The following is a 23,191-nucleotide window of genomic DNA, read 5'->3' on the forward strand; positions in this document are numbered from 1 at the left end:
CCCGGTAGCGGTGGCGGAGGGTCGACGAGGCGCATCAATCAGTGGAACCAGCGGGCGCGTCGGGGTTCATGAGTGCAGGCCACTCGGCCGGCGAATCGCGTAGGGCCGAGATGTCCGGAAGCTCTTTCTGGCAGAGCGTTCGGGCCTGCTTGGGCGTCATGCCGAGCGTCCGCAGCAGACGTTCGGTCACGGCGTCGACGGTCTCTGCCGTATCCCGTTCGGGTCGCTCCCGCAGCAGCGTGGCCAACCCGACGAACATGCCTCCGGCGATGGCGAGGCCCAATTCCGGGTCGTCGATTGCGAACCGACCCTGGTCGACGGCTGCGGTGATGTCCCGTAGCGCGCGGGGTGACAATCCACGATTCGACAGGATCAATGAGCCGCCGTTGGTGAGTAGTAATGCTGCTTCTTGAGGGCGGTAGCGAAACAGTCGGCCGCTCAACCGGTAGTTGGCCGCGAAGGCCTCGGCGGGGTCGGAGATGGAACCGGTGAAAACGTCGAGCAGGGCGCCGAGATCGTCAAGAGCATCGGCCAATGCCGCGTCGAAGAGCTCTTCCTTGGTGGCGAAGTGGTTGTAGAACGACCCCATGCCCACATCGGCCGCCTGGGTGATCTCCAGGATCGGCACGCTCGTCTTTCCCTGAGCGATGAAGCCCTGCGCCGCGCGTATCAAGGCGCGACGGGTGCGCAGCTTGCGCCGCTCCAAGCGGCTGATCGACGTACCTCCGGGTGCGTCGATACCGCGCTCGGGCAGATCCATGGCGCGAGGATAGCAGCCGCGGCAGTTGTGAGGATTTCGTCAACTCTCCTTGACTGAGGTTCTGGGCGTATGTGACGATTTCATCAGAACCCCAACGGAGGAGGTGCGCAGTGGCACGTGCAGTAGCGCAGCGTCACGACGGTCACAAAGACCTGCACAGCGAACAGGGCGCGCTGCGAGGTGAGCATCCAGGGCGGGTGAAGGATCCGATCATTCGTGTTGCAGACATCGCCTGGTTGGAGTTCGACAAACCTGACCTGGTCCGAGCCGAGGCGTTTGCGCGCGCCTTCGGTTTCGGTGTTGCGCTGCGTGAGCCGCACCAGTTGCACCTACGCGGCACGCGGGCAGGGTCTCCATGCGTGATCCTGCGGCGCGGCAACCGATCCCGGTTCACGGGATTGGCTCTGCGTGCCGACGACGAGGTCGACGTGCTGCGGTTGGCCGACAAGACCGGGGCCCCGTTGCGCGCGCTTCCGGAGTCCATCGGTGGGACGGCGGTGCAGCTGACCGATCCGAGTGGGATGGCGGTCAAGGTCGTCGCCGGCGTGCACGAGTTGCCGGGCCAGCCCGTTCAGTCACCGCAGGTCCTCAATACCGGCCAGGCCGTGGTACGAGTCAACGACACCGTACGTCCACCACGGGTGCCGACTCGCGTCCAGCGGTTGGGCCACGTGGTGTTGCAATCCAACACCTATCTGAAGACACTCAACTGGTATCTGGACACGTTCGGGATGATCGTCAGCGACTTCCTGTTTTTTCCAGGGCAGCGGGCGCGCGGGCCGGCGATGAGCTTCATCCGGTGCGATCGCGGCACCACTCCGGCAGACCACCACACGCTGGCGCTGGCGTTGGGGCCGGCCAACCAGTATGTGCACTCGGCTTACGAGGTCAGTGATCTCGACGCGTTGGCCGCAGGCGGTGAATACCTGCGAGAGCGCGGCTACTTCCGGTCTTGGGGCATCGGCCGCCACATCCAGGGCAGCCAGTTGTTCGACTACTGGCGTGACCCGGATGGGTTCCTGGTGGAGCACTTCGCCGATGGTGACATGTTCGACAACACGCTCGAGCCCGGCTGGGCCCCATTCACCGCATCCGGACTGGCTCAGTGGGGTCCACCGGCGACAAAGGACTTCCTCGACGCCAACCCGCGTGCGGTGCCACATCAGCTGACCTCGATGGTCAACGCATTGCGCGGGGACAACGAATTCGATCTCAACCGCCTCGTCGGCCTACTGAAAGTAGCAATCTCATGACCATGACTGTGCTGCGCACTCCCGAGGGATGGTGGGTGCAGACCGCCGAAGGTGCCTCCCGAATCTCCTCATCTGCCATCACGACCGCCGAACTGCTGGCCGACCGCCCAGCCATCGAGGCGGCTGCCGCCGGCGGTGACACTGTGCCCGTCGACGATCTCACGTTGCTCTCCCCGGTGACCGTGCCGTGCCGCGTGATTGCGCAGATGACGAACTTCGAGTCTCACGTCAAGGATTCCGGGATGGACCCGAAGACGGTGCCCCTGACGTTCTTTCGGAAATCGTCGGCGTCGATCACAGGCCCGTTCGGAGAGATCGTGCGCCCGGCGCACGTCGGGCTACTGGACTACGAAGTCGAGATCGGTCTGGTCATCGGTCGTGACGTCCCGGCCGGTTCGACTGTGACGGAGAACAACCTCGCGGATGTCATCGCCGGACTGACGATCACCAACGACGTGTCCGCCCGTGACATCCAACTTCCCCAAACCCAGTTCTACGAGGCGAAGTCGTACCCGACCTTCACCCCGGTCGGGCCGGCGTTGGTGCTCCTGGATGCTGACGAACTGGCGCGTTTCGGTGATCTACGACTCAGGCTGTCGGTCAACGGTGAAGTACGCCAGAACTCGTTAGTCGAAGGAGACATGCTGTATCGCCCGTTGCAGGCGCTGCAGTCGCTCACCCGTTTCCAAGATCTGGCCGCCGGTGACCTGGTGCTGACGGGCACCCCGGCCGGCACCGCGCTGACGGCCCCGCCCAAGCCCATCGAGATCATCGGAAACCTGCTGCCGCCCGCGGTGAAATGGAAGGCCTTCTTCTCTCGCCAGGCGAACAACCCGAAGTACCTGCAGCACGGCGACATCGTCGAAGCATCGGTCGGCACCGACGACGGGGTCATCGACCTCGGTATACAGCGGCTGACGGTGCGCCACACATGAACACCGATCTGCTGTGGCCCGCCGCCCAATCGCCCCAGGACCTGCCTGCCATCGAACAGGTGCCCTTGGAAAGTCGAGGGCTCCCGACATCCACCTACGGCGTGGTCCTGCGGGCCGCACGCCTGTGGCCTGACCGCACCGCGATCACGGTCTTGGCTGAGGGGGCCGACTATCAGAGAGGTGCACGTCGCACCTTCGGGCAGCTGGCCGACGATGTCACGCGGACGGCGAAAGCCCTTCGTCGCTGCGGGATCAATCGCGACAATGCGGCACTGCTGATCAGCCCGAACTGCGACGAACTGATCACCGCCACACTGGCGGCGCAGGCCGCCGGCATCGCGGTACCCGTCAACGGGTCTCTGTCGGACGAGCACGTTGTCGAGTTGGACAGGCTCTCGGGCGCTCGCCTGTTGATCACTGCGGCACCTGACCTGGACCCCAGAGGCATCGAACGCGCCGCCATTCTGGCCGATGCCGGTCTGCTCGACACCGTGCTGCTCGTGCGCCCGACGCTGGCAGACGATGCGCCGCAGCCGCTCCCTGAGCTGCCGGGCATCAGCGTCGGCTATCTGTCGACGCTGGCTGCCGAACAAGACCCGCAACCAATAGAAGACGGTACTGCCGATCCCGCGCGGCTGGTCGCGTTGTTCCATACCGGCGGAACCACCGGAATGCCGAAGCTGGCCGCGCACACCCATGGCAACGAGGTGGCAGACGCCTGGATGGTAGCCCTCAGTGCCGAACTCGCCGAGGATGCCGCGGTGTTCGCGGCCTTGCCGTTGTTCCACGTCAACGCGCTGATCGTCACCCTGCTGGCGCCCTTGCTGCGCGGCCGGTCGGTGGTGTGGGCAGGACCACTCGGCTACCGCGATATGGGCCTATATCAACACTTTTGGAAAATCGTTGAGCACCACAGACTGGCGGCGATGAGCGCCGTACCGACCGTGTATGCGGTGCTCGCACAGATTCCGGTCGACGCCGATATCTCGACGCTGACCTCGGCGGTGTCTGGCGCCTCCGCGTTGCCCGATACGGTGCGCCAGGACTTTCTCAATGCCACGGGCGTGAATCTGGTCGAGGGTTACGGGCTCACCGAGGCGACGTGCGCCAGTGCGCGCAGCTTCGCCGACCATCCTCGGCCGGGATCGGTCGGACAGCGAATGCCCTACCAGCAACTCCGCGTCGTCGAGATCGGCGACGACGGTTCCTGGCAGGACGTATCACCCAGGCAGGTCGGCACATTGGCCATCAGTGGACCGGCGGTGTTTCCCGGCTACGTCACCGGACGTACCGAGGGCCGGTACGTGCTCGACGGTCGTGGAGCGCTGCGTGACGGCTGGCTCGACACCGGCGACCTGGCAAGTGTCGACGAGGAGGGCTTCATCTACCTCGCTGGCCGGGCCAAAGACCTCATCATCCGTGGCGGCCACAACATCGATCCCGCGCTCATCGAGGATGCGCTGCTGGCTCATCCCGACGTCACCGCGGCCGCAGCCGTGGCGCGACCCGACGCCCACTCCGGCGAAGTACCGGTCGGATTCGTCACTGTGCGGCCCGGTGCCACCGTCACCGGCGACGAACTGGCGGCCTTCGCCGGTGAGCACGTCACCGAACGCGCTGCGGCGCCGAAGAGCGTCACCATCATCGATGCGATACCGGTCACCGACGTCGGCAAGCCCTACAAGGTGCCGCTTCGCGCCATCGCGGCCGAACATGCTGTGGCCGAGGCGTTGAGCGGTCACGCGGGGGTACTCAGTGTCCACGGCACGATCGACGCAGGAGTGCCAGTGGTCGTGATCGACCTTGCAGCGACCGCCGACCGCGCCGCTGTGGAGCGGACGGTGAAAGCGTTCGCAGTGAACCACGAGATCACCGAACCGTGACCAACTCCACGCAGCAGGAGAGCGTCGAGCATGTGCCGGTGGCGATAGTCGGTGGTGGTCCCACCGGAATCACCGCGGCCACACTGCTGGCCCAATACGGCGTCGAGACGTTGGTGCTGGACCGGTGGTCGCAGGTCTACCCGCAACCCAGGGCGGTCCATCTCGACGATGAGGTCTACCGCATCCTGGGCCGCCTCGGAGTCGCGGACGCGTTCGCCGCCATCACGTGGCCTGCCCGTGGTCTGCAGCTGATCGACCGTGAGATGACCGTCCTGGCACGATTCCGGCGCGACACCATGGTCACCCGGAACGGCTTTCCCGCGGCAAACATGTTCGACCAGCCGCAACTCGAAGAGGTGTTGCGCACCAACCTGACCCGGCACCGGCATGCGCAGTTTCGGGGTGACACCGAGGTTGTCGACGTGCTGACCACCGGCAGCCCGCTCCGTCTGCGAGTGCGTAACCGCACGACCGGACAGGACTCGGTGATCACCGCAGACTTCGTGCTGGGCTGCGACGGTGCGAACAGTTTGGTGCGCAGGGCGATCGGCGCCGAGATGCGCAGCATGGGGTTCGACCAGCGCTGGCTGGTGATCGACATTGCGACCGATGCAGAACTGCAGCAGTGGGAGGGTGTGCATCAGCTCTGCGACGCCCATCGGGCCGGCACGTACATGCGGATCGGTCCCGATCGCTACCGCTGGGAGTTCCGCTTGTTGGACCACGAGTCCGCCGACGATTACGCCACCTTGACCGAACTTCGTCCGTTGATCGCACCCTGGATGCGAGGTGTCGAGGATGCTTCGCTGCGCTTGATTCGAACTGCTGAGTACACATTCCGAGCGCAGCTCGCAGACCGTTGGCGTAACGGAAACGCCTTTCTGCTCGGCGATGCCGCGCACCTGACACCGCCGTTCATCGGCCAGGGTATGGGAGCCGGTTTGCGTGACGCGATGAATCTGGCCTGGAAGATCGCCGGCGTGCACCACCGCGATCTTGCGCCGAGCGTGCTCGACAGTTACGAGACCGAGCGTCGCCCGCATGCACGTCACATGATCTCGCTGGCGCTCAACATCGGTCGTGCCATGACCTCCGGCGGCCGGATCGGCGCCGCGGCACGAGCGCTGCTGTTGCCGTATCTGCATGTGGTACCGGGACTGAGGGCGAAGGTGATCGACTCCGGTACTCCGCCACTTCACTCTTCGACGATGGTACGGCGCGCGCTGCGTCCGGGCGCTATCGCTGGGCAGCTGTGCCCGAATGTACTGCTCGACAACAATATTCGCCTCGACGAGCATCTCGGGCCGCGCTTCGGTGTCATCGCCAACACTGCCCTGAGCGCTGCGCAACAGGAAGCCATCATTTTCCGGGGTGCATGCGCTGTTCACGCCGCGCTGGGGTCTGAACTGGATCGATGGTTGCGCCGCCACCGCATCGCAGGCGCAGTGGTGCGACCCGATGGCACGGTCATGATGGCCGGGCGCGACCTCGACACCCTCTGTCGCGCAGTCCCGCTGTTTCGACGCGAACACCACCACGCCCACCCATAGGCATGCGCAGAGGTCTGGCCGCCTGCCAGCTTCTCCCTGTGCTGCAACCGTTTCACGAACAGGAATCGCCGACGTGTTTCGCCCACCCCCGGCCGTGCCGGTGTACCGTCCCGACATCTACACCAGCTCGGCGATTCTCGACCCGTACCCGCACTACCGAGCAATGCGCCAGTTGGGGCCGGTGGTGTGGCTTCCTCGCCATCGTCTCTATGCCCTGCCGCGCTTCAGCGAATGCAAGGCGACGCTGCGCGACGATGATCTCTTCCTTTCCGGGCATGGTGTGGCTGCGAATCCGCTGACCAATCGTCTGTCGCGGGGGACCACGCTCAACAGCGACGGCACCGATCACGAGAGGCGCCGCAAGCTCGTCGCGCACCGGCTGATGCCGCGGGCACTGCGCGCCCTCGGTGAGGACGTCGACGCCCTGGCACGTGCCATCGTCGATGCTGCCCTCGCCCGGCAGACTGTGGATGGGGTCGCCGACCTGGCCTCTGCCCTGCCCCTGGCCGTCGTGCCCGACCTGGTGGGGTGGCCACGTGGGGAACGGCAGCACCTACTCGACTGGGGTGCAGCCACGTTCGACATCCTCGGGCCGGGCAATGTGCAGGCGTTGAAAGCCGTTCCGCGTAGCCTGCAGATGCTACGCTTCGCCCAGCGGGTGGTGCGTGAGCGCAACGTACTGCCCGACAGCATGGCTCACGAACTGCTGACTGCCGTCGACGAGGGCACGCTGGCCGCAGAAGAGGTGCCACCGTTGCTCATCGACTACATAGCGCCGTCGCTGGACACGACGATCAGCGCCATCTCCAGTGCCTTGTATCTGTTCGCCACCCACCCCGAGCAGTGGGAACTGCTGAAAGACGATCCCGCCCGGATCCCCAACGCCATCAACGAAGTGGTCCGCTTCGAGTCGCCGTTGCGGGCCTTCACCCGCAAGACGGCCCGGGAAAGCGTCATCTCCGGCACGCCCCTGCCGGCAGGTGCCCGGGTGCTGGTGATGTACGCCTCGGCCAACCGTGACGAACGGGAATGGGACGCCCCAGAGGTATTCGACATCCGCAACGATGCCGGGCGGCACGTCGGGTTCGGTAGCGGTGCACATGCCTGCGCCGGACAAGGTCTTGCCCGGTTGGAGACCACAGCGATGCTCAAGGCGCTGATCGAGCGTGTGGACCGCATCGAGTTGACCGGCCAACCGATCTGGGGAGTCAACAACATCATTCGCAGTTACGCCCGACTTCCCATCCGGCTCATCGCGGCCTGACTGCGACGCCTGAGGTCGGCGGTATCAAATGCTGCGTGACGGCAAGGCCCGACGCGCATGATGTGCGGCGACGCGAGCAAGAATCCTGGGATCGAAGAGCCGTCGTGGCGAGTCGATCATGTTGACGATGCGGACGAGTTGTTCGGTGATCACGATGTCATCGCCGGCGGCTGCGAGTATCTGGTGCTGGGTCCAGCGTAGTGCCCGACGCTGCGCTCGCTCGGTGATGCTGGTGTGGCGGCGAGGGGCCGGCGGCTTGTTGGTGGCCCAGACGGGCGCAATAATCTCGGTGAGCGATCGATAGAAGGCCTGGGGGTTGCCGAGGCCGTGGGCGCCGAGGTGTTGGCGGAGCGCGTGAACGTGCCGGGCAGCCATGGTGATTCCCTGGCCGTGGATGGGATCCAGGCAACACAGGGCATCCCCGACGACCAGGAGTCCGTCGGGCAGGTGCGCGGCACGGTCATAGCGGTGCCAGGTACCGCCGGGGTAGCGATACACCGCGATATCGGACAACGCCCGGGCATCACGTATCGCGGCCGCGACGTGTGCGGGCATGAAGGACTCAGCACGGGTCAACATGTCTGTCAACGATTCTGGTGCGCGTTTAGCATCGTCATCGCGGGTCGCGATGGTCAGTGTCCAGGTGCCACGCTCACAGGCGATGAGTCCGCCGCGCCCCGTCCCACCGGACGGGATGACCAGGACGAGTCGCTCCGGGAAGGCATTCTGGTCACCGATGGCCAGGTGTTGGCTGTAGTACACGCCGCGCGCCCTGAATGTGCGTTGGGGCGGACGCGGGTAGCCCAGCTGTTCGAGAAGCAGGGGTGTGCGTGTAGCACGTCCGCTGGCATCGACAATCAGTTCGGCATCCAGTACGCGAGTGGTGCCGGTCTGTCGGTCGGTAACGGTGACGCCGGAGATGCGCCCGGGCCGACAGACGACGAACTCGCCGACGTCCTGGCCGTCGGCGACCGTGACGGCGGACCTGTCGGTGACACGTCGGCGCAACACGTACTCCAACTGCGGTCGCGTCACCAGATAGTGGGCCAACGCCGCGGGGTCGGTGAGGTCGTCGGTGCGGTTGAATCCGTACGGACCGTTCTGAAGGTGCATCCGCGCACCCAGTTTCGCGTCGTCGAGGACCTGCGCGCCCACGGCGACCAGATCGTCGAGTACGCCGGGCACCAGCTCCTCGATCGTCTGCCACCCCTTGGACAGCACGCTGTGCAGGTGCGGGCCCTGGGGAATGCCGCGCCGCGGAGACGGGCTGTCGGGTAGTTGGTCTCGTTCGACGATGGTGACGTGGTGGGCTGAATCGGCGAGTGCCGCGGCAGCGAGCAGGCCGGCGATGCCGGCGCCCAGGACTACAGCATGTGCGGTCATGTCGTGCACGCCTCCCCTTGCGTATCGAGTGATACCGAAACGCTAACCGCACAATAAGAAAAATAAGGCTATAATAAGCAAAGTCTAAGAGTAAAGTTCGCTCGGAGGTGACGGCGATGACTCAACGCAGGAAACAAGAAGCTTCTCGCGGTGCCGAGCCGCGACGACGTGTTGCATTGGTGACCGGTGCGTCCCGCGGCATCGGGGCTCAGGTCGCACGAGAGCTCGGCGTCCGTGGTCTGCACGTGATGATCAACTACCGCGAGAAGGCGAAACGGGCCCGGGCGGTGGCCGACGAGATTCGAGCTGCGGGCGGTCATGCCACCGCAATAGGGGCCGACGTCTGCGAGAACACACAGGTTCAGGCGCTACTCGATACGATCAACCACCGATTCGGAGCTCTCGATGTATTGGTGCTCAACGCATCCGGCGGGCTTGAGCGCGGTGCGGACCCGGGCTACGCAATGCGATTGAATCGCGATGCGCAATGCGCGTTGGTCACCAGTGCGCTGCCGCGGATGCCAGCGGGAGCGCGGATCGTGTTTGTCACCAGCCACCAGGCACATTTCTCTCCCGGGCGACCGGTACCTGAGGGTTACGAACCGATCGCGGCGAGCAAACGTGCGGGTGAAGATGCGCTACTTGCCGTCAAACCCGCACTCGTAGAACGCGGAATTGCCCTGAAGGTGGTGTCGGGGGACATGATCGATGGAACCATCATCGTCCGGCTCTTGCACCGCAAGGACCCCGCCGCGGTGGAAGCGCGCCGTGATCACGGGCCATTGCCCACCGTCGAAGAGTTCGCCACTGCCATTGCCGACGCAGCACTGCAACCCGAAGTTGCCGACACTACTTACGTCGGTGGCCCCGACTACCGATGGTGAGGTCTTCGCGTATTGCAAACAATTCGGTTGCTTCCGCGGACTTCAAGCGTCACGGTTGAGGGGCGCGTTGCGGGGGAGGCGGTGTGTGGTGGGGGCCGGTTTGGGGTTGCGGCGCACGGTGTCGCTGTTGGTCTGCCTTCGCTCGCGCGATTGGTTGGTCCTGTTCGCGGTGTCGGCGCTGGCTGCGGCCTCACCTCTGGTCACTCTGCTCATCGTCAAGTATCTCGTCGATCACGTGGCGGAGTTGACCGCTACGCGCCCAGAGACCGTGGTGTGGATCGCCGCGATCTGGGTACCGATTGCGGCCTACTTTCTGGTCAATGTGATCGCCGATTCCGCTGAAACACTGCAGCTGTTGCAGATCTCGACACTGCGCGACCAGATCGGGCTCGAGGTCGAGGACCGCACGGTGACCAAGGCATTGGCCCACCATGACCTCGCACTCTTCGACCGCCCCGAGATCAAGAAGCTGCTGACCCTGGCCGCGAACGCCACCGAACACGCCCAGTACCTGGTGCAACTGCTGTCGAACCTGATGACCGGCTTGCTGCTTGCCGTCCCCACCCTGATCCTCGCCGGATCATTAGGGCTGTGGATTCCGCTGCTGGTCGTCGCAACAACGATTCCGGCGACCCTGATGCAACTGCGTTACGAGCGCAAGGCGTGGGATGTCGAGGCTTCGCACGTCGACCTCAACAATCGCGCCCAACAACTGCGCTCGGCGATGCTCAATCCACGTGGCGCCGGTGACATCCGCGCATACCTTCTGCACGCCAGTCTCCTGCCGCGCTGGCGGTCCCACGCTCGGACACTCATCACCGCTCGGCGTATGGTCAAGAACCGCGGCGCGGTCATGATTCTGCTGCTGGCGACGCTGAGTGGGGCCGGGCTGCTGGTGCCCTACGGCTTTATCATCGGCGAGGCCATTTCCGGTGACATCTCGCTGGGAACCCTGGCGTTGTTCATCGGGCTGATTCCGGAGTTGCGGAGAAGCTTGTTCATTGTGTGCGCCAACGCCGGTGAACTCAGCGGGGCCGCCCGACAACTCAATGCGCTCTGGCAGTTCGAAGACACTGAGCCCGCTATTGCGCTCGACCCGCACCGTGACGTCGGCTATCTGCTGGCCGATGCCACATCGACAGCGAACGTGGCGGCACCGACCATTGCATTCGAAGACGTGGCCTTTGGTTACGGCCGAGCCGGAGCCGTGGTGTTAAGCGATATCGACCTGATCCTTCCGGCAGGAAGTACGACGCTGGTGGTGGGTGAAAACGGCGCTGGAAAGACCACTCTCGCAAAGTTGTTATGCCGTTTCTATGACCCCACGCATGGCTCGGTGACCGCCGATGGGACTGATCTGCGTGATATCGACATCGTGGATTATCGCCGCCGTACCGCGATCCTCGTGCAAGATCCTGCTCGGCTCCCGCTCTCGGTGCGAGATTGTCTCCAGCCCATCGCGGCGCACGCCTCCGATGCCGAGATCGTCGATGCTCTGCGCGATGTGGGCTTACTCGACAAGATCGAACGCACGCCAGATGGACTGGACACCGAGCTGTCCTCCAGCCTCAACTCCGGAACCGATCTGTCGGGAGGTCAGTGGCAACGTCTGGCCATTGCACGATTCCTCTTGGCCTTGCCCGACGCTACCGTGGCCGTCATCGATGAACCCACCACAGCTCTGGACCCCATAGCCGACCACGAACTCAGCGAACTGATCTTCGACCGCTGCGCAGGCAAGACCACTCTCATAGTCAGCCACCGGCTGCATCTCGCGCCCCACGTCGCCCAGGTTGCCTTCATCTCTCGGGGACGCCCACTCGAGGTCGCCCCGCATCACCAACTGACCGCATCCAATGCCACCTATCGTCGGATGGTCGCCGCCCGCTAGCAATAGCCGGCTCACGTTGGACAACAAGGCATTCAATGCTTGGCTATGGTGATCAGCCATTGACCATTCGGCTCGTCCGGCAGCCGCCGATGACCAGTAATCGGTTGTGCACCAGCACGAGCCGCTCTACCGTCGTTGAATGCCCGCCGATGAGCCGACAATCCTCGCCACCAGCGGGGGAATCGGTGCTGGGCTGCGCACTCGCTTCGAGTTCACAGCGTTGACCGACTTCGCGGTGGATCTGTCCGGGGTCGAAGGTCGCGCGCCGCGGGTGTGCTTCCTGGAGACAGCTCTGGATGTGCGGCGCCTGCGGTGACCATGATTACGTTGCGCGCCGCGACAGCGGACGATTTCGAGTTCTTCTTCGCGTTGCACAAGGCCACGTTGGGCCCCTATGTGGATCAGGTGTGGGGCTGGGATGACGACGTTCAACGCGCGTACCTGCGCCGCCACATCGACCTTGCGGCCACGCAGGTGATTGTTGTCGACGGAGCCGATGCGGGCCGGCTTGACCTCGCAGACCTGGACGGTGCCATCTATGTCGGCCTGATCGAGGTAGCGGCAGGATTTCAGCGCCGGGGAATCGGCACACGCGTTCTTCAGGCGGTGCTCGAGGAGGGGTTCGCTGCGGGGCGAGGGGTGTGCCTGAACGTGCTGAAGGTCAACGAGGACGCCTATCGGCTCTACCGTCGCCTGGGATTCGTCGTGGCCGCCGAGACGGATATCCGTCGGCAGATGAGAGCCCATCCGCCGAGAAGTCTGGAGAGTAGCTCTGCAACAACCGATGTGGCGACGAACGAATCGACCAAGGGGTTCCGTCTGCGTTCTGCGACTCCGGGTGATCTGGCGTTCGTCGTGGACATGGCACGGCATGCGTGTGTCATCGAGAACCGGCCGCTGCCGGACCCCGATGACGACGAGGTTCTCGAGATGCTGCCCGCACCGGGCGCCGTCGTCGTGATCGCCGAGGACTGGCATGGATCGCCGATGGGAGCCGTGTGGACGTACTACAGCAGTCCGCCGCTGCGCATGAATGCTGATGGCGCTCCGCTACCCGAACTGTGTATAGCGGTCGCCCCGGGACATCGCGGCGCCGGTATCGGCTCAGCTCTACTGGACGCTCTGTTCGACCAGCTCGCACAGCGGTTCGATGTGATGTGCACGAATGTCCACGCGCGCAATCCAGCACGACGACTCTATGAGCGGAAAGGTTTCCGCGATGTGGGCCGAGGGCACGGGTTGCTGGGTATGGCAATGATCAAGACCTCCGCGGCGGGGGGCTGACAAGCCTGCGAAGGTCCATTGCGTGTCGTCGATCCGACCGGACGGCCGGGGCAATCAGACCGAAGCATCGCGCGTGCTAACGCAATTCCTTTCCTGAGCCGGCATCCGGGTCGATCGGGGGATAGTTCCCAGTCGTCCGCAGGGACTCGACGATGACCTTGACCCGTCGGTTCGCCGCGCGCAGTCCTCTCACGCGTTCGGTGGCCACCGTCTCGTCGCCGCGCTCGATCACGATGACCCACGGCACCCCGAGCAGCTTGGCCAGGAACCAGAACGGCCAGCCAAGCCAGAACGGCAGCAGTACGACGAACAACACGACGTCGAGGACGTCGTTGAGCCCGAAGACGTTCGACGGAAACCACCACGTCTTTCGCCGGACTTTCCACATCCTGCGCGTTGGATCCTGGACCTCCGTCACCCGATTCCCGCCTTCCCAGCGTGCGACACCCGGAGATTCTCGCACTGGTTGAGACGAACATCGGGCAGGTCGGGGTGGGGTGGGGTGGATCAAGCCCAGGTGGATAGCTCATCGGCACGCCCAACGGGTTCGTACCAGGCGCGTTTAACTTTGCTGTGAGGTCGGGTCCGACGAATTGAGGCCGGTTTACCGCGTAGGTTGGATGCTGTCGGGATAGCCATGAACGCGCTGGGGTGTGGGCGCGGGTGCGTGTACTCGTCACTGTCGAGCGCGGACCGAGCCGGTGTGAGGTCAACCTCCGCAGGCCTTTTGGTCAGTACAACGGCGCGGGGGAGATCCTCGTCGTGATCTCGAGCGATCTCCGGTACGTCAGTTGTCATAGGCGACGAGCCCCATTGGTGGAGCGGATCAGTCGTTGGCTTCGAATGTCTAGGAGATCTCGATATTTGCTGTGCGAATGAGATGTATCCCCTACATTCCAGTACAGCCAGCGAGTGTCGCCGGCGTCAATATTCGTGGATGGCGGGGATTCGATGGCGACGACGTATGAGCTGGGCAAGGCAGCGCGCAGGCGCGAGGGCAAGCACCGCCGTGCGGAAAGCTTCGCCGTGCGGCGCTGGCTGATGCTCGGCGCCGCGTCGGCAGGGGTGGGTGCGGCGCTGGTGCTGGGTCCGCAGGCCGGGCTGGCGGTCGCCGACGATGGCGGCTCGTCGCCGAGCTCGGACACCAGCTCGTCGCCGAGCTCGGACAGTGGCTCGTCAACTGTGTCGGAACACTTGGGGTCGGCTGATTCCGGCTCCACATCCGCAGGACCCAAGAAGGCCGACACCGCGACCGGCAGTGACGCGGGTGGCGCCGAGAACGCTGTGAGGAACGACAGGACGAGCGGCGCTGCGTCCGCGACGAACAAGGACTCGGATCCCAAGAACTCCGATGCCATAGACCCCTCAAAGAGCGACGATACTGCCACCCACCCCGGCGACACCACGAGTGTGGGTGGCGCACATACCGACACCGCGACTGAGAACTCAGAGTCGAACACCCCCGAAACATCAACGGACACCGCGGTAATCCCCCAACCGTCCAGTGGGCGCGAGACGACCCCCGGCGCCGCGGAAACATACGCTTGGGAAAGCGGCACCTCGACAATCAAGGTCCCCGAGCGGACCGCGGCAGTGACGACCATGTCCGCGCCGCAGGCGGCCCTGCAGGCCGAAGACATGTCACCGACGACCCAGGCTGCTGAGCTCCTGCAGCCCAATATCGTTGTTGCAGATACAGTTATCTCACCGAATGCTGCGCTGGCAGTGATTCCGAACCTGCCCCCGTTCTACCCGCCGACGCTCGAAGACCTCATCGCATTCTTCATCGGTAATGGGACCGAAGCCCGCCCGAACGGCGGCATCTTCTGGGGCTTCGGCTACTCCTGGACGGCCGAGACCTGCGCCACCACGTGCACAGGTGGCAATGGTGGCCTGTTCGGCGGCGGAGGCGGCGACGGCTGGGGTGGCGGCAACGGCGGCAACGCCGGACTCTTCGGCAATGGCGGTGACGGCGGAGCCGGCCTGGCGCTGTACAACGGCGGTGCCGGTGGCAACGGCGGTAACGGCGGCATGCTCTTCGGCAACGGCGGACTCGGCGGCGCAGCGGCCCAGACCGTCACGGGTGCCCGCGGCGGTAGCGGCGGAGTGGCCGGCCTGCTCGGTCACGGCGGCGCCGGTGGCAACGGCGGCACCTCAACCGGTGACTACCGCGGTGGTAGCGGCGGCTCCGGCGGCGGCGGCGGCTGGCTGTGGGGCAGCGCAGGTACAGGTGGTGTGGGCGGAGCAGCGATTTTCAACGGCCAGACCGGCGGTGTCGGTGGCAACGGCGGTGATACCGGCCTGCTGTCGCTGTGGGGAAGTGCAGGAAACGGCGGCGTCGGTGGCGCAGGCAGTTTCGGTGGGCGGGGCGGCGACGGCGGCAACGGTGGGCTCCTGGCGGTGTTCGCCTTTGGTGGCGACGGCGGTGTGGGCGGTGCGTCCCCGTCGCAGGGAGTAAGTGATCACGGCGGCGACGGCGGAACCGGTGGGCGCGGCGGTCTGTGGATGGGCAACGGCGGTGATGGCGGCGCGGGCGGCAGTGGCGGCGGTGACGGTGGTGCGGGCGGCAGTGTCGGAATGCTTGCGGTGTTCGGCGCCGGTGGTCGCGGCGGCGATGGCGGTCGGGGACAAGCAGGGGTTCGCGGTGCGAACGGCTCGACGCCGGGCGCCGACGGCGGCGACGGCGCTGCAGGCGGACCGGGTGGCGCCGGTGGTCGCGGTGGCAACGGCAGCATGATCTTGGGCCTGGGTGGTGACGGCGGCAGCGGTGGAACGGGCGGCTACGGCGGACTCGGCGGCAACGGCGTCAACGCAACCAGTACCACCGTCGGCGCCGGCCGCGACGGCGGTAATGGCGGCAACGGCGGCGATGCCGGGGTCGGGGGCGTGGGAGGCGACCCGGGCCGCGGTGCGTTCTTCGGCATCATCGCGGCCAATGGCGTCCTCGGCAACAGCGGCTGGGGTGGAACCGGCGGCAATGGGGGATCTGGCGGCAACGGCTCCTGGACCGACGAAACCGGAGCGCCGGCGGGCAACGGTGGCAATGGTGGCAACGGTGGCAACGGCGCAGACAGCGGCCCCGGCCGGCCGGGCGGCAGCGGTGGCAACGGTGGTGCCGGCGGCAATGGCGCGACCGGTGGTTACCAGACCGACACCGGGTTGGGTGGAACCGGCGGGACGGGCGGATCCGGTGGCAATGCCGGAAACGGCGGCGCCGCTACCAGCACCATGTCCGCAGGTCAGGGCGGAACCGGTGGTCAGGGCGGGGCTGGCGGACAAGGCGGCAACGCCGACGTGAACCCCGGTATCGGTGGCAACGGCGGAGCCGGTGGCAACGGTGGCGATGGCGGCGCCGGTGGCGGGCGGGCCGGCTTCGGCGGATGGTCCGGTGGCGGCGGCTACGGCGGTGCCAGTCAGGATGGCCGGACGGTCGCCACACCCGGTCAAGGCGGAAGCGGCGGCATCAATGGCGTTCCCGGCTCCGGAGTCGTGCCGACACCACCGGTGCCCAGTGCGGCCGACGACCTCAGCCGGCAGCTGGCCTACATCTTCTTCAATCGCCCCCTGACGGTCTACAGCACCACCAGCCTCCCGGAGGGCTCCGGTAAGCAGGTCAGCGGTTGGATCGTCGCCAACAACGCCAACGGTTTCCCGGTCACCTATACCGTGACCAGCCAACCTCGTTACGGCACGGTCGAACTCGACTCGGCCACGGGCTATTACACCTACACCCCGGATGCCACTCTTGTGCAACCCGGTGTGCGGGACTCCTTCACCGTCGAAGCCGACAATGGTTCTGCCGCACAAGAATTCGGGTTGCTCAGCGGCCTCGTCGGGTTTGTACATGACTGGGCTCTGAATACCGGAGTGGCCAACGCCGGCACCGCCGAGACCAAGGTGGACGTCAATGTCACCGGCACCGGACAGTTCGGCGATGCCGAGTACAACAAGCGTTACTGGGTCAAGCAGAGCTTCTACAACTGCCAACTGATCGCCACCGCCATGGCGATCGGGCAGGCGACCGGCCTCGACTCGCCCTCCGAGCGGCAGATGTCCTACCTCGCGGCTACCTCCAACAGCGTCTTCATACCTGGACAGAAGATGTACCTGGGGGACTATTCCGAAAGCGGCGTGTACCTCGTTGATGCCATTGCGCTCGCCAACGACAACTTCAACGTCACCGCTACGTTGACCACGTACGGCGGTGGCAACACCCAAACCGGCGCACCCAAGACTGCCACTCAGGCAGACGGCCAACGGGCTCTGGGCGATCTGCAGGCCGCCCTTGCCAGAGGCGAGGCCGCGATGGTCTCCTACCCGGTCTCCGTCGTATGGAGCACCTTTGGTTACGTACCCGGACCAGGAGCCAGCTATACGGATACGACGCATGCAGCGGTGGTGACGCAGGTCGACCTCGCCAACGGCCGGATCTACGTCAACGACAGCTCGGCCTCGAACCCCTCCAACAACGACTACAACGGTCAAGGCCTGGCAATACCGATCGGTGCCTTCCTCAACGGCTGGCAGGCGGGCAACTACGCCCTGGTTACCTTCGCGGCGAAGTAGCCAGCCACGGCCAGCGCAAGCCAGTAACTGTCACTCCGCACGACCGCGTGCACCGATCTCGTCCGGGTTCACGCACGGCGATGAATGAGCCGGGCAGCGGTGCCTTCGGTGCCGGTCACCGCGCGGCGAGAACGGATTTCACTGCGAGCAGGTCGACCTGTCGGATCGTGGGCGGTTCTGCGAGGAGCTCCTGCTGGTGCTCGCGCAGCGATTTCACGATCTTGCCGTGAATGTGGCTTTGGCGGCCGTCCTCATCGGCGAAGGTGTCGTAGATGGCGAATTGGGTGTCGCTGAGCCTGATGGCATACCAGGTGGTGGTGCCGGTCTCGTCGAGGGCGTGGGCGTGCATCTCCGACAGCCATGATTCCAATTCCGGCGCGGTGTCGTCGTTGGCGGTGAGGGTGACCAGGAGCCCGACATTGCGCGGTGCGATACGGATGGTGGTCGGTGGAACCTTGCGTGGGGCGGCAGCGGCGGTTGTGGGTCGGTGCGCTGCGCCGGGGTGATCATCGCGCAGGCGTGCCTGCCCGAGTATCAGTTCACGCAGCGACGTCGGCTCGCAACGATTCTCGGCGCGAATGAGCCCGCGGCGGCGTAGTTCTGGCGTGATCAGTTCGCCGAAGTCGCGGAAGGTATCGAAGTTCGTGACGCGAGCGATGTTGAACCCGTCGACGTCGGCGACCTCGACCCATTCCTCGAAGTGGTCGACGATGGTGGAGGGTGAACCGGTGATGCTGGCGCTCATGCCGCCCACACACAGCCATTCGGCGAGTTTGCGTGGTGTCCACACCAGTTCGCTGTCGACACGGGTCAGCATGTCGCTGAACGCGCGGATACCGTCGCCCTGAAACTGGTCCAACGGTTTGTCCGGGTCGGCGCCGGAGAGGTCGACGCCCGTCCAGCCGCCCCATAACGCCAGCGCGGCGTCGACCTGGGCATGTGTCTGGACCTGCCGCAGCTTCGCGTGGGCAGCCTCGTCGGTTTCGGCGACGATCGGCGTGAGCATCATGATGAGCTTCAGGCTGCGTGGATCGCGACCCTGCTCCGCGGCGAGCATGCGGTAGTGATCGACGACCGGCCGCACGTCGTGGGGGTTGACGCCGACGAGGAACACCGCCTCGGCGTGCTTGGCGGCGAACTTGCGTCCGCGCGCTGACGCGCCGGCCTGGAACAGAAACGGGGTTCGTTGCGGAGACGGCTCGCCCAGATGGGCTCCGGGGACGGTGAAGTAATTACCCTGGTGGTTGATGTCGTGGACCTTCGACGGCTCGGTGAACACGCCCCGAGCGCGATCGCGCACGACCGCGTCCTCCTCCCACGACGATTCCCACAGCTTGTAGCAGACCTCCATGAACTCTTCGGCGATCTCATATCGCTCGTCGTGGGAAATCTGCTGTGTAAGACCGAGATTGACCGCAGCGCTCTGCTGATAGGAGGTCACGATGTTCCACGCCACTCGCCCCTTGGTGAGGTGATCGAGTGTCGTCATCGTTTTGGCGAATTTGTACGGCAGCTCGTAGGTCGAGGACACCGTCGCGCCGAAGCTGAGGGTCCTCGTCGCCGCCGACATCGCCGAGATCATCATCAGGGGATCGGCAACCGGTGCCTGAGCGGCGGTCCGCAAGGCCGCCTCGCGGCTCCCGCCGTAAACGTCATAGAACCCGAGGACGTCGGCGAGGAACAGAATGTCGAACCCCGATGCCTCCAGAGTTTGTGCAAGTTCGATCCAGTACTCGACATCGGTGTAACGGTGGGTCTGATCGCCTGCGTCAGTCCACATTCCGGGGTTCTGGTGCACAACGCAGGCCATGTCGAAGGCACTGAGGATCAGTTCACGCTTGGGCGGCGTAGAGCCGAACTCGGAGGTCATCACAGTCTTTCGTCGAATGGGCACTCACCGGGGATCGCTGACCCCGGTATCGCAGTGGGTGGGTCAGACCTTCGCCGCGACGACGCCGAAGCGTTCGACGCGCGGGGATGAGGCCAGATGCGCATCGGTCAGGCGGCCGAGCACGGGATGATCCTGGCTGTCACGGTCTGCGAGATCGACGGCAGAGGTTTCCAAGACACCGAACTCGGTGTCGGTGATGCGGTAGGCGTACCAGGTCGTAGTGAGCGCGTCTCGCGCGACACCGGCGATGGCCTCGCCGAGGATCGCGGCGACTTCATCCTGCTTACCGTCACGCGCAACGAGATGGATCAACGTGCCTGTGCTCGGTGCCATGTGGAACTCACCATCCTTTGTCACTCGCCGGAGAGGGAAACTGCGTCTTTGCCTACCTGCAGTCGGCCGCTCGTGCATTGGTGTGAACCCACGCCGACGCCTTGAACGCAGTCCGGGTCCACACAGGAACTCGACGCAATTAGACGCGAGCGCGCAGACGCAACCAAGGTTTTGCCCCACCGTGAGCGCAATTGTGGGGCGGGCCCGCCTCCCGCCTCGCCCACAGCGATCGAACAGACTCCTCAACCTTGGACAAATGTCCTAAGTTTGGTTACCGTGGGGGAAGTCCAGACATTCATCGACCGCAGGAGCGCTCCGCATGCCACACCGACAACGACCCGTGGTCGACGTCATCGCGCACCGAGCTGCCCGATTCCTGGGTGCATTGCCTCCGTTTGCCCAGCGGCTCATCGCGGGCAGCCCGATCGTCATCGACGGACAACAGCTCGACCGTGAGGCACAGCTGGGCCTAAGGCTGCTGCGGTTTGCGGCAGGCACGACCTTCGAAGAGCTCCCGCTGCACCAGGGGCGAGATCAAATCGACACCGAGGCATACATTTTCGGTGCAGAGATTCCGGTCCATCAGGTCGACTCCCTGATGATCCCCGGCCCGGCGGGTGACATTGCCGCCCGCGTCTACCGTGGGCGGCCCACCGAACACCCGACGGCGGCGCTGGTTTATCTGCATGGCGGCGGCTGGGCGCTGGGCAACCTGGAGTCGGCCGATGCGGTCTCACGATTCCTGGCCGAACGCGCCGGCATCACCGTCATCTCGGTCGACTATCGGCTGGCGCCGGAAAATCCCTTTCCGGCCGGCTTGGAGGATGCCCTGGTGGCGTTCGAGTACGTCGTGGCGTATGCCGACCAACTCGGCATCGATCCGGATGCGGTGGGAGTCGGAGGGGAGAGCGCCGGCGGCAACCTGGCGGCGGTCGTGTCGCTGCACAGTGCCCCCGGCTGGCGCAGTCCGGCCTTTCAGCTGCTGCTCAATCCGGTGACCGACCTGTCCGTCAAACGCGCGTCCTACCAGATCTTCGGAACCGGATACTTCCTCACCGAGGCTCAGATGGATTGGTATGCAGACCATTACCTCGTGAACCCAGAACAGTTTCTCGATCCCCGCGTGTCCCCCATGCTGACACCCGACGTCTCGCACGCACCCCCGGCCTACGTCATGGTGGCCGGCTTCGACGTGCTGCGCGACGAGGGACAGGCCTACGCCCACAAGCTGGCCCAGGCCGGTGTCGAAGTGACGCTGCGCACCCAGGAGGGCTTGATCCACGGCATGGTCAACGCCACCGGGGTCGGCCACCACACTCGCGAGGTGCTCTCCGAGGTGGCCGGTTTCCTGCAAACCCGGCACGCCGTCGCCATCGCGCGACGAGTCCGTAGCCGGCAAGTCAACGAATCGAAGGAAAACGCATGACGATACGTAATGAGACTGTCGACGTGGTGGTCGTCGGCGCCGGGTTGTCGGGCCTGGTCGCCGCCCGCAACCTGACGCAGGCTGGACGCACCGTCCGGGTCGTCGAGGCCCGCGACCGCGTCGGTGGCCGGGTGCTCAACCACGTCTTCGACGACGGACAGACCGTCGAGAGTGGCGGACAGTTCGTCGGCCCCACCCAGAACCACATTCTTCGACTCGCCGCCACGGTGGGAGTCCAGACGTTCCCGTCCTATGCCGACGGTCAAACCGTGTACGTGCACGGCGGGCGCTCCAAGCGTTTCGATGGTGAGATCCCACCGGATCTCACCGCGCTACCGGACCTCGCTATGCAGATGGCGCGGATTGCGCAAGGTACCAAACGAATTGCACTCGGCGCTCCGTGGACGGGCCCGCGCGCTGCCGCACTGGATGCGGTGTCGTTCGACAGCTGGCTGCGTCGCACCGCGGTAGGAGACGGGGGCGTCGATCTGGTCAACACGCTGCTGGGCTCGGTGTATGGCGCCACCGCCGGCGAGGCTTCGGCATTGTTCAGCCTCGCCTACATCGCCGGCGCCGGTGACGAGAACAATCCCGGCACCTTGGACCGGCTGATGGCCGTGGGCGGCGGAGCCCAGGAGTCCCGATTCGTCGGCGGATCGCACCTGATCGCCACCCGGCTGGCCGACCAACTGGGCGAGGAACTCGTTCTCAGCAGTCCGGTTCGCCGGATCGAACAGACCGAGGGAAAGGTGACCGTCGTCTCCGACGGTGGCAGCTTCACCGCCGGCCACGTCGTCGTGACCGCCCCGCCACACCTGGCTGTCGGTATCGAGTGGGATCCACTGCTGCCTCCGCAGCAGGAAGCATTGTTCCGGCGCATGGCGTTCGGCACACTGATGAAGTGCGAAGCCGTTTACGACCGGCCGTTCTGGCGCGACGAGGGCCTGTCGGGAATGGCGGTGTTCCGCGGCACCGACTCCGCGGTCTGCAGCATGTTCGACAACACGCCGCCCTCCGGTGCGCCCGGCGTCCTGATGGGATTCGTGGGAAGTGCCGGCTGGCGGCAGTGGGGGCCGCGTTCGATGCGCGAGCGCGGTGGTGCGGTGCTGCAGAGCTTCGCCAGGGCACTGGGCCCTCGGGCCCTGGCACCGATCGACTACTTCGAACACGACTGGACCTCCGAAGCCTGGACCCGGGGCGGCCCGACGTCGGTCCTCGCACCGGGCGTGCTCAGCTCGCTCGGCCGTTGGCGCGACACCCCTTTCGGCCGGGTGCACTGGGCCGGGGCCGAACATGTCGATTACTGGACCGGATTCATGGACGGGGCTGTGCGTTCGGGCGAGAACGCTGCCACCGCAGTGATGACAATCGAGGAGGCCGCAGCATGACCGAGTACACCGTTCGCGAGACCCATGTCCTCCGGGCCCCCATCGATACCGTGTGGAACGTGGTCGACGACACCGCCCGCTATGCCGAGTGGGTCGACGGCGTGCTGGCGGTGACGGGCGATCACGGTCGAGCCCGGGTGGGCGCCACCTATAGCGAACACAACCGCACTCTCGGTCCGCTGACCACGCAATCGGTCTGGACCGTCGAAGAAGTCATCGCGCCGGCGCGGCGCAGGGACAGCGGTAGAGGGTTCGCGCCGCTGCAGAACCTGGTCAACACCTTCGAGTTCGCCCCCTTCGGGGCAGACTGCACCAGCATGACCTACGAGGTGACCTTCACCCTGCGACTGGGGCCGCTGACCGCACCGGTCGGCCTCATCCTGCGACAGGCGCTGGCGGGGGAGTTCCGGCGATCGATGCGCCGACTGGAGACGGTGGCCCGCGCCGAAGCTGCCATGGACCGGGTTGTCGGAGCGCGCTGATGTACCTGCGGGAGGGAC

Annotated in this window: 18 protein-coding genes; 13 read left to right on the top strand and 5 right to left on the bottom strand. The window is 65.4% G+C overall.

Going from position 1 to position 23,191, the window contains the following annotated elements:
* Positions 1–34 precede the first annotated feature (34 nt).
* Complete coding sequence (locus FBY28_RS14375) at positions 35–760, bottom strand: TetR/AcrR family transcriptional regulator (protein WP_141867815.1); 726 nt, start codon at positions 758–760, stop codon at positions 35–37.
* 110 nt (positions 761–870) lie between these two features.
* Here FBY28_RS14375 and FBY28_RS14380 point away from each other — a divergent pair, with 110 nt between their 5' ends.
* The 5 genes from FBY28_RS14380 (at position 871) to FBY28_RS14400 (ending at position 7,645) form a co-directional block, all read left to right on the top strand.
* Positions 871–2,013, top strand: a complete 1,143-nt coding sequence (locus tag FBY28_RS14380; protein WP_141867817.1) for a VOC family protein — start codon at positions 871–873, stop codon at positions 2,011–2,013.
* Positions 2,010–2,948 (top strand): fumarylacetoacetate hydrolase family protein, encoded by a 939-nt coding sequence (locus FBY28_RS14385; protein WP_141867819.1) that lies wholly within the window; start codon positions 2,010–2,012, stop codon positions 2,946–2,948. The genes FBY28_RS14380 and FBY28_RS14385 overlap by 4 nt, the downstream gene beginning before the upstream one ends.
* Positions 2,945–4,831, top strand: coding sequence for an acyl-CoA synthetase (locus FBY28_RS14390; protein ID WP_141867821.1), 1,887 nt, complete (start codon positions 2,945–2,947; stop codon positions 4,829–4,831). The genes FBY28_RS14385 and FBY28_RS14390 overlap by 4 nt, the downstream gene beginning before the upstream one ends.
* Complete coding sequence (gene mhpA / locus FBY28_RS14395) at positions 4,828–6,381, top strand: bifunctional 3-(3-hydroxy-phenyl)propionate/3-hydroxycinnamic acid hydroxylase MhpA (RefSeq protein ID WP_141867823.1); 1,554 nt, start codon at positions 4,828–4,830, stop codon at positions 6,379–6,381. Before FBY28_RS14390 ends, mhpA begins: the two co-directional genes overlap by 4 nt.
* 73 nt (positions 6,382–6,454) lie before the next feature.
* On the top strand, positions 6,455–7,645 hold the full coding sequence (locus FBY28_RS14400) for a cytochrome P450 (RefSeq protein WP_141867825.1): 1,191 nt from the start codon (positions 6,455–6,457) through the stop codon (positions 7,643–7,645).
* A gap of 24 nt (positions 7,646–7,669) precedes the next feature.
* Here FBY28_RS14400 and FBY28_RS14405 read toward each other — a convergent pair whose 3' ends face one another.
* The gene (locus tag FBY28_RS14405; RefSeq protein WP_141867827.1) at positions 7,670–9,028 is read right to left on the bottom strand and encodes an NAD(P)/FAD-dependent oxidoreductase; all 1,359 of its coding nucleotides are present in this window, start codon (positions 9,026–9,028) and stop codon (positions 7,670–7,672) included.
* A 116-nt stretch (positions 9,029–9,144) separates the two neighbouring features.
* Here FBY28_RS14405 and FBY28_RS14410 point away from each other — a divergent pair, with 116 nt between their 5' ends.
* From FBY28_RS14410 to FBY28_RS14425, 4 genes are all read left to right on the top strand, one after another.
* Positions 9,145–9,912, top strand: a complete 768-nt coding sequence (locus tag FBY28_RS14410) for an SDR family oxidoreductase (protein WP_216848099.1) — start codon at positions 9,145–9,147, stop codon at positions 9,910–9,912.
* 85 nt (positions 9,913–9,997) lie between these two features.
* On the top strand, positions 9,998–11,803 hold the full coding sequence (locus tag FBY28_RS14415; protein WP_141867829.1) for an ABC transporter ATP-binding protein: 1,806 nt from the start codon (positions 9,998–10,000) through the stop codon (positions 11,801–11,803).
* Positions 11,804–11,942: 139 nt separating this feature from the next.
* The gene (locus tag FBY28_RS14420; protein ID WP_216847691.1) at positions 11,943–12,119 is read left to right on the top strand and encodes a hypothetical protein; all 177 of its coding nucleotides are present in this window, start codon (positions 11,943–11,945) and stop codon (positions 12,117–12,119) included.
* A gap of 80 nt (positions 12,120–12,199) precedes the next feature.
* On the top strand, positions 12,200–13,087 hold the full coding sequence (locus tag FBY28_RS14425) for a GNAT family N-acetyltransferase (RefSeq protein WP_160145487.1): 888 nt from the start codon (positions 12,200–12,202) through the stop codon (positions 13,085–13,087).
* Between the two features lie 76 nt (positions 13,088–13,163).
* Here the strand turns inward: FBY28_RS14425 and FBY28_RS14430 are convergent, their stop codons facing one another.
* Positions 13,164–13,505: a hypothetical protein gene (locus FBY28_RS14430; protein ID WP_141867833.1), complete on the bottom strand. Its 342-nt coding sequence runs from the start codon at positions 13,503–13,505 to the stop codon at positions 13,164–13,166.
* Positions 13,506–14,038: 533 nt separating this feature from the next.
* Between FBY28_RS14430 and FBY28_RS25775 the strand changes: the two genes are divergently transcribed.
* The gene (locus FBY28_RS25775) at positions 14,039–17,653 is read left to right on the top strand and encodes a hypothetical protein (protein ID WP_160145488.1); all 3,615 of its coding nucleotides are present in this window, start codon (positions 14,039–14,041) and stop codon (positions 17,651–17,653) included.
* A gap of 115 nt (positions 17,654–17,768) precedes the next feature.
* Here the strand turns inward: FBY28_RS25775 and FBY28_RS14445 are convergent, their stop codons facing one another.
* Positions 17,769–19,523 carry an LLM class flavin-dependent oxidoreductase gene (locus tag FBY28_RS14445; RefSeq protein ID WP_141867835.1) on the bottom strand — a complete coding sequence of 585 codons (1,755 nt, stop codon included), beginning with the start codon at positions 19,521–19,523 and terminating at the stop codon, positions 17,769–17,771.
* A 63-nt stretch (positions 19,524–19,586) separates the two neighbouring features.
* Entirely contained in the window at positions 19,587–19,877 is a 291-nt protein-coding gene (locus FBY28_RS14450; protein ID WP_141867837.1) for a hypothetical protein, read from the bottom strand.
* A 319-nt stretch (positions 19,878–20,196) separates the two neighbouring features.
* On the opposite strand from FBY28_RS14450, the gene FBY28_RS14455 reads away from it, so the two are divergent.
* The 3 genes from FBY28_RS14455 to FBY28_RS14465 are packed head-to-tail and all read left to right on the top strand — an operon-like array spanning position 20,197 to position 23,173.
* A complete protein-coding gene (locus FBY28_RS14455; RefSeq protein WP_141867839.1) occupies positions 20,197–21,303 on the top strand; it encodes an alpha/beta hydrolase in 1,107 nt (368 codons plus the stop codon).
* A complete protein-coding gene (locus tag FBY28_RS14460; RefSeq protein ID WP_141867842.1) occupies positions 21,300–22,691 on the top strand; it encodes a flavin monoamine oxidase family protein in 1,392 nt (463 codons plus the stop codon). Before FBY28_RS14455 ends, FBY28_RS14460 begins: the two co-directional genes overlap by 4 nt.
* Positions 22,688–23,173 carry an SRPBCC family protein gene (locus FBY28_RS14465; protein WP_141867844.1) on the top strand — a complete coding sequence of 162 codons (486 nt, stop codon included), beginning with the start codon at positions 22,688–22,690 and terminating at the stop codon, positions 23,171–23,173. Before FBY28_RS14460 ends, FBY28_RS14465 begins: the two co-directional genes overlap by 4 nt.
* Positions 23,174–23,191: the final 18 nt, after the last annotated feature.

It is taken from the genome of Arthrobacter sp. SLBN-53 (genome assembly GCF_006715585.1).
GTDB classification, from domain to species: Bacteria; Actinomycetota; Actinomycetes; order Mycobacteriales; family Mycobacteriaceae; genus Mycobacterium; species Mycobacterium neoaurum_A.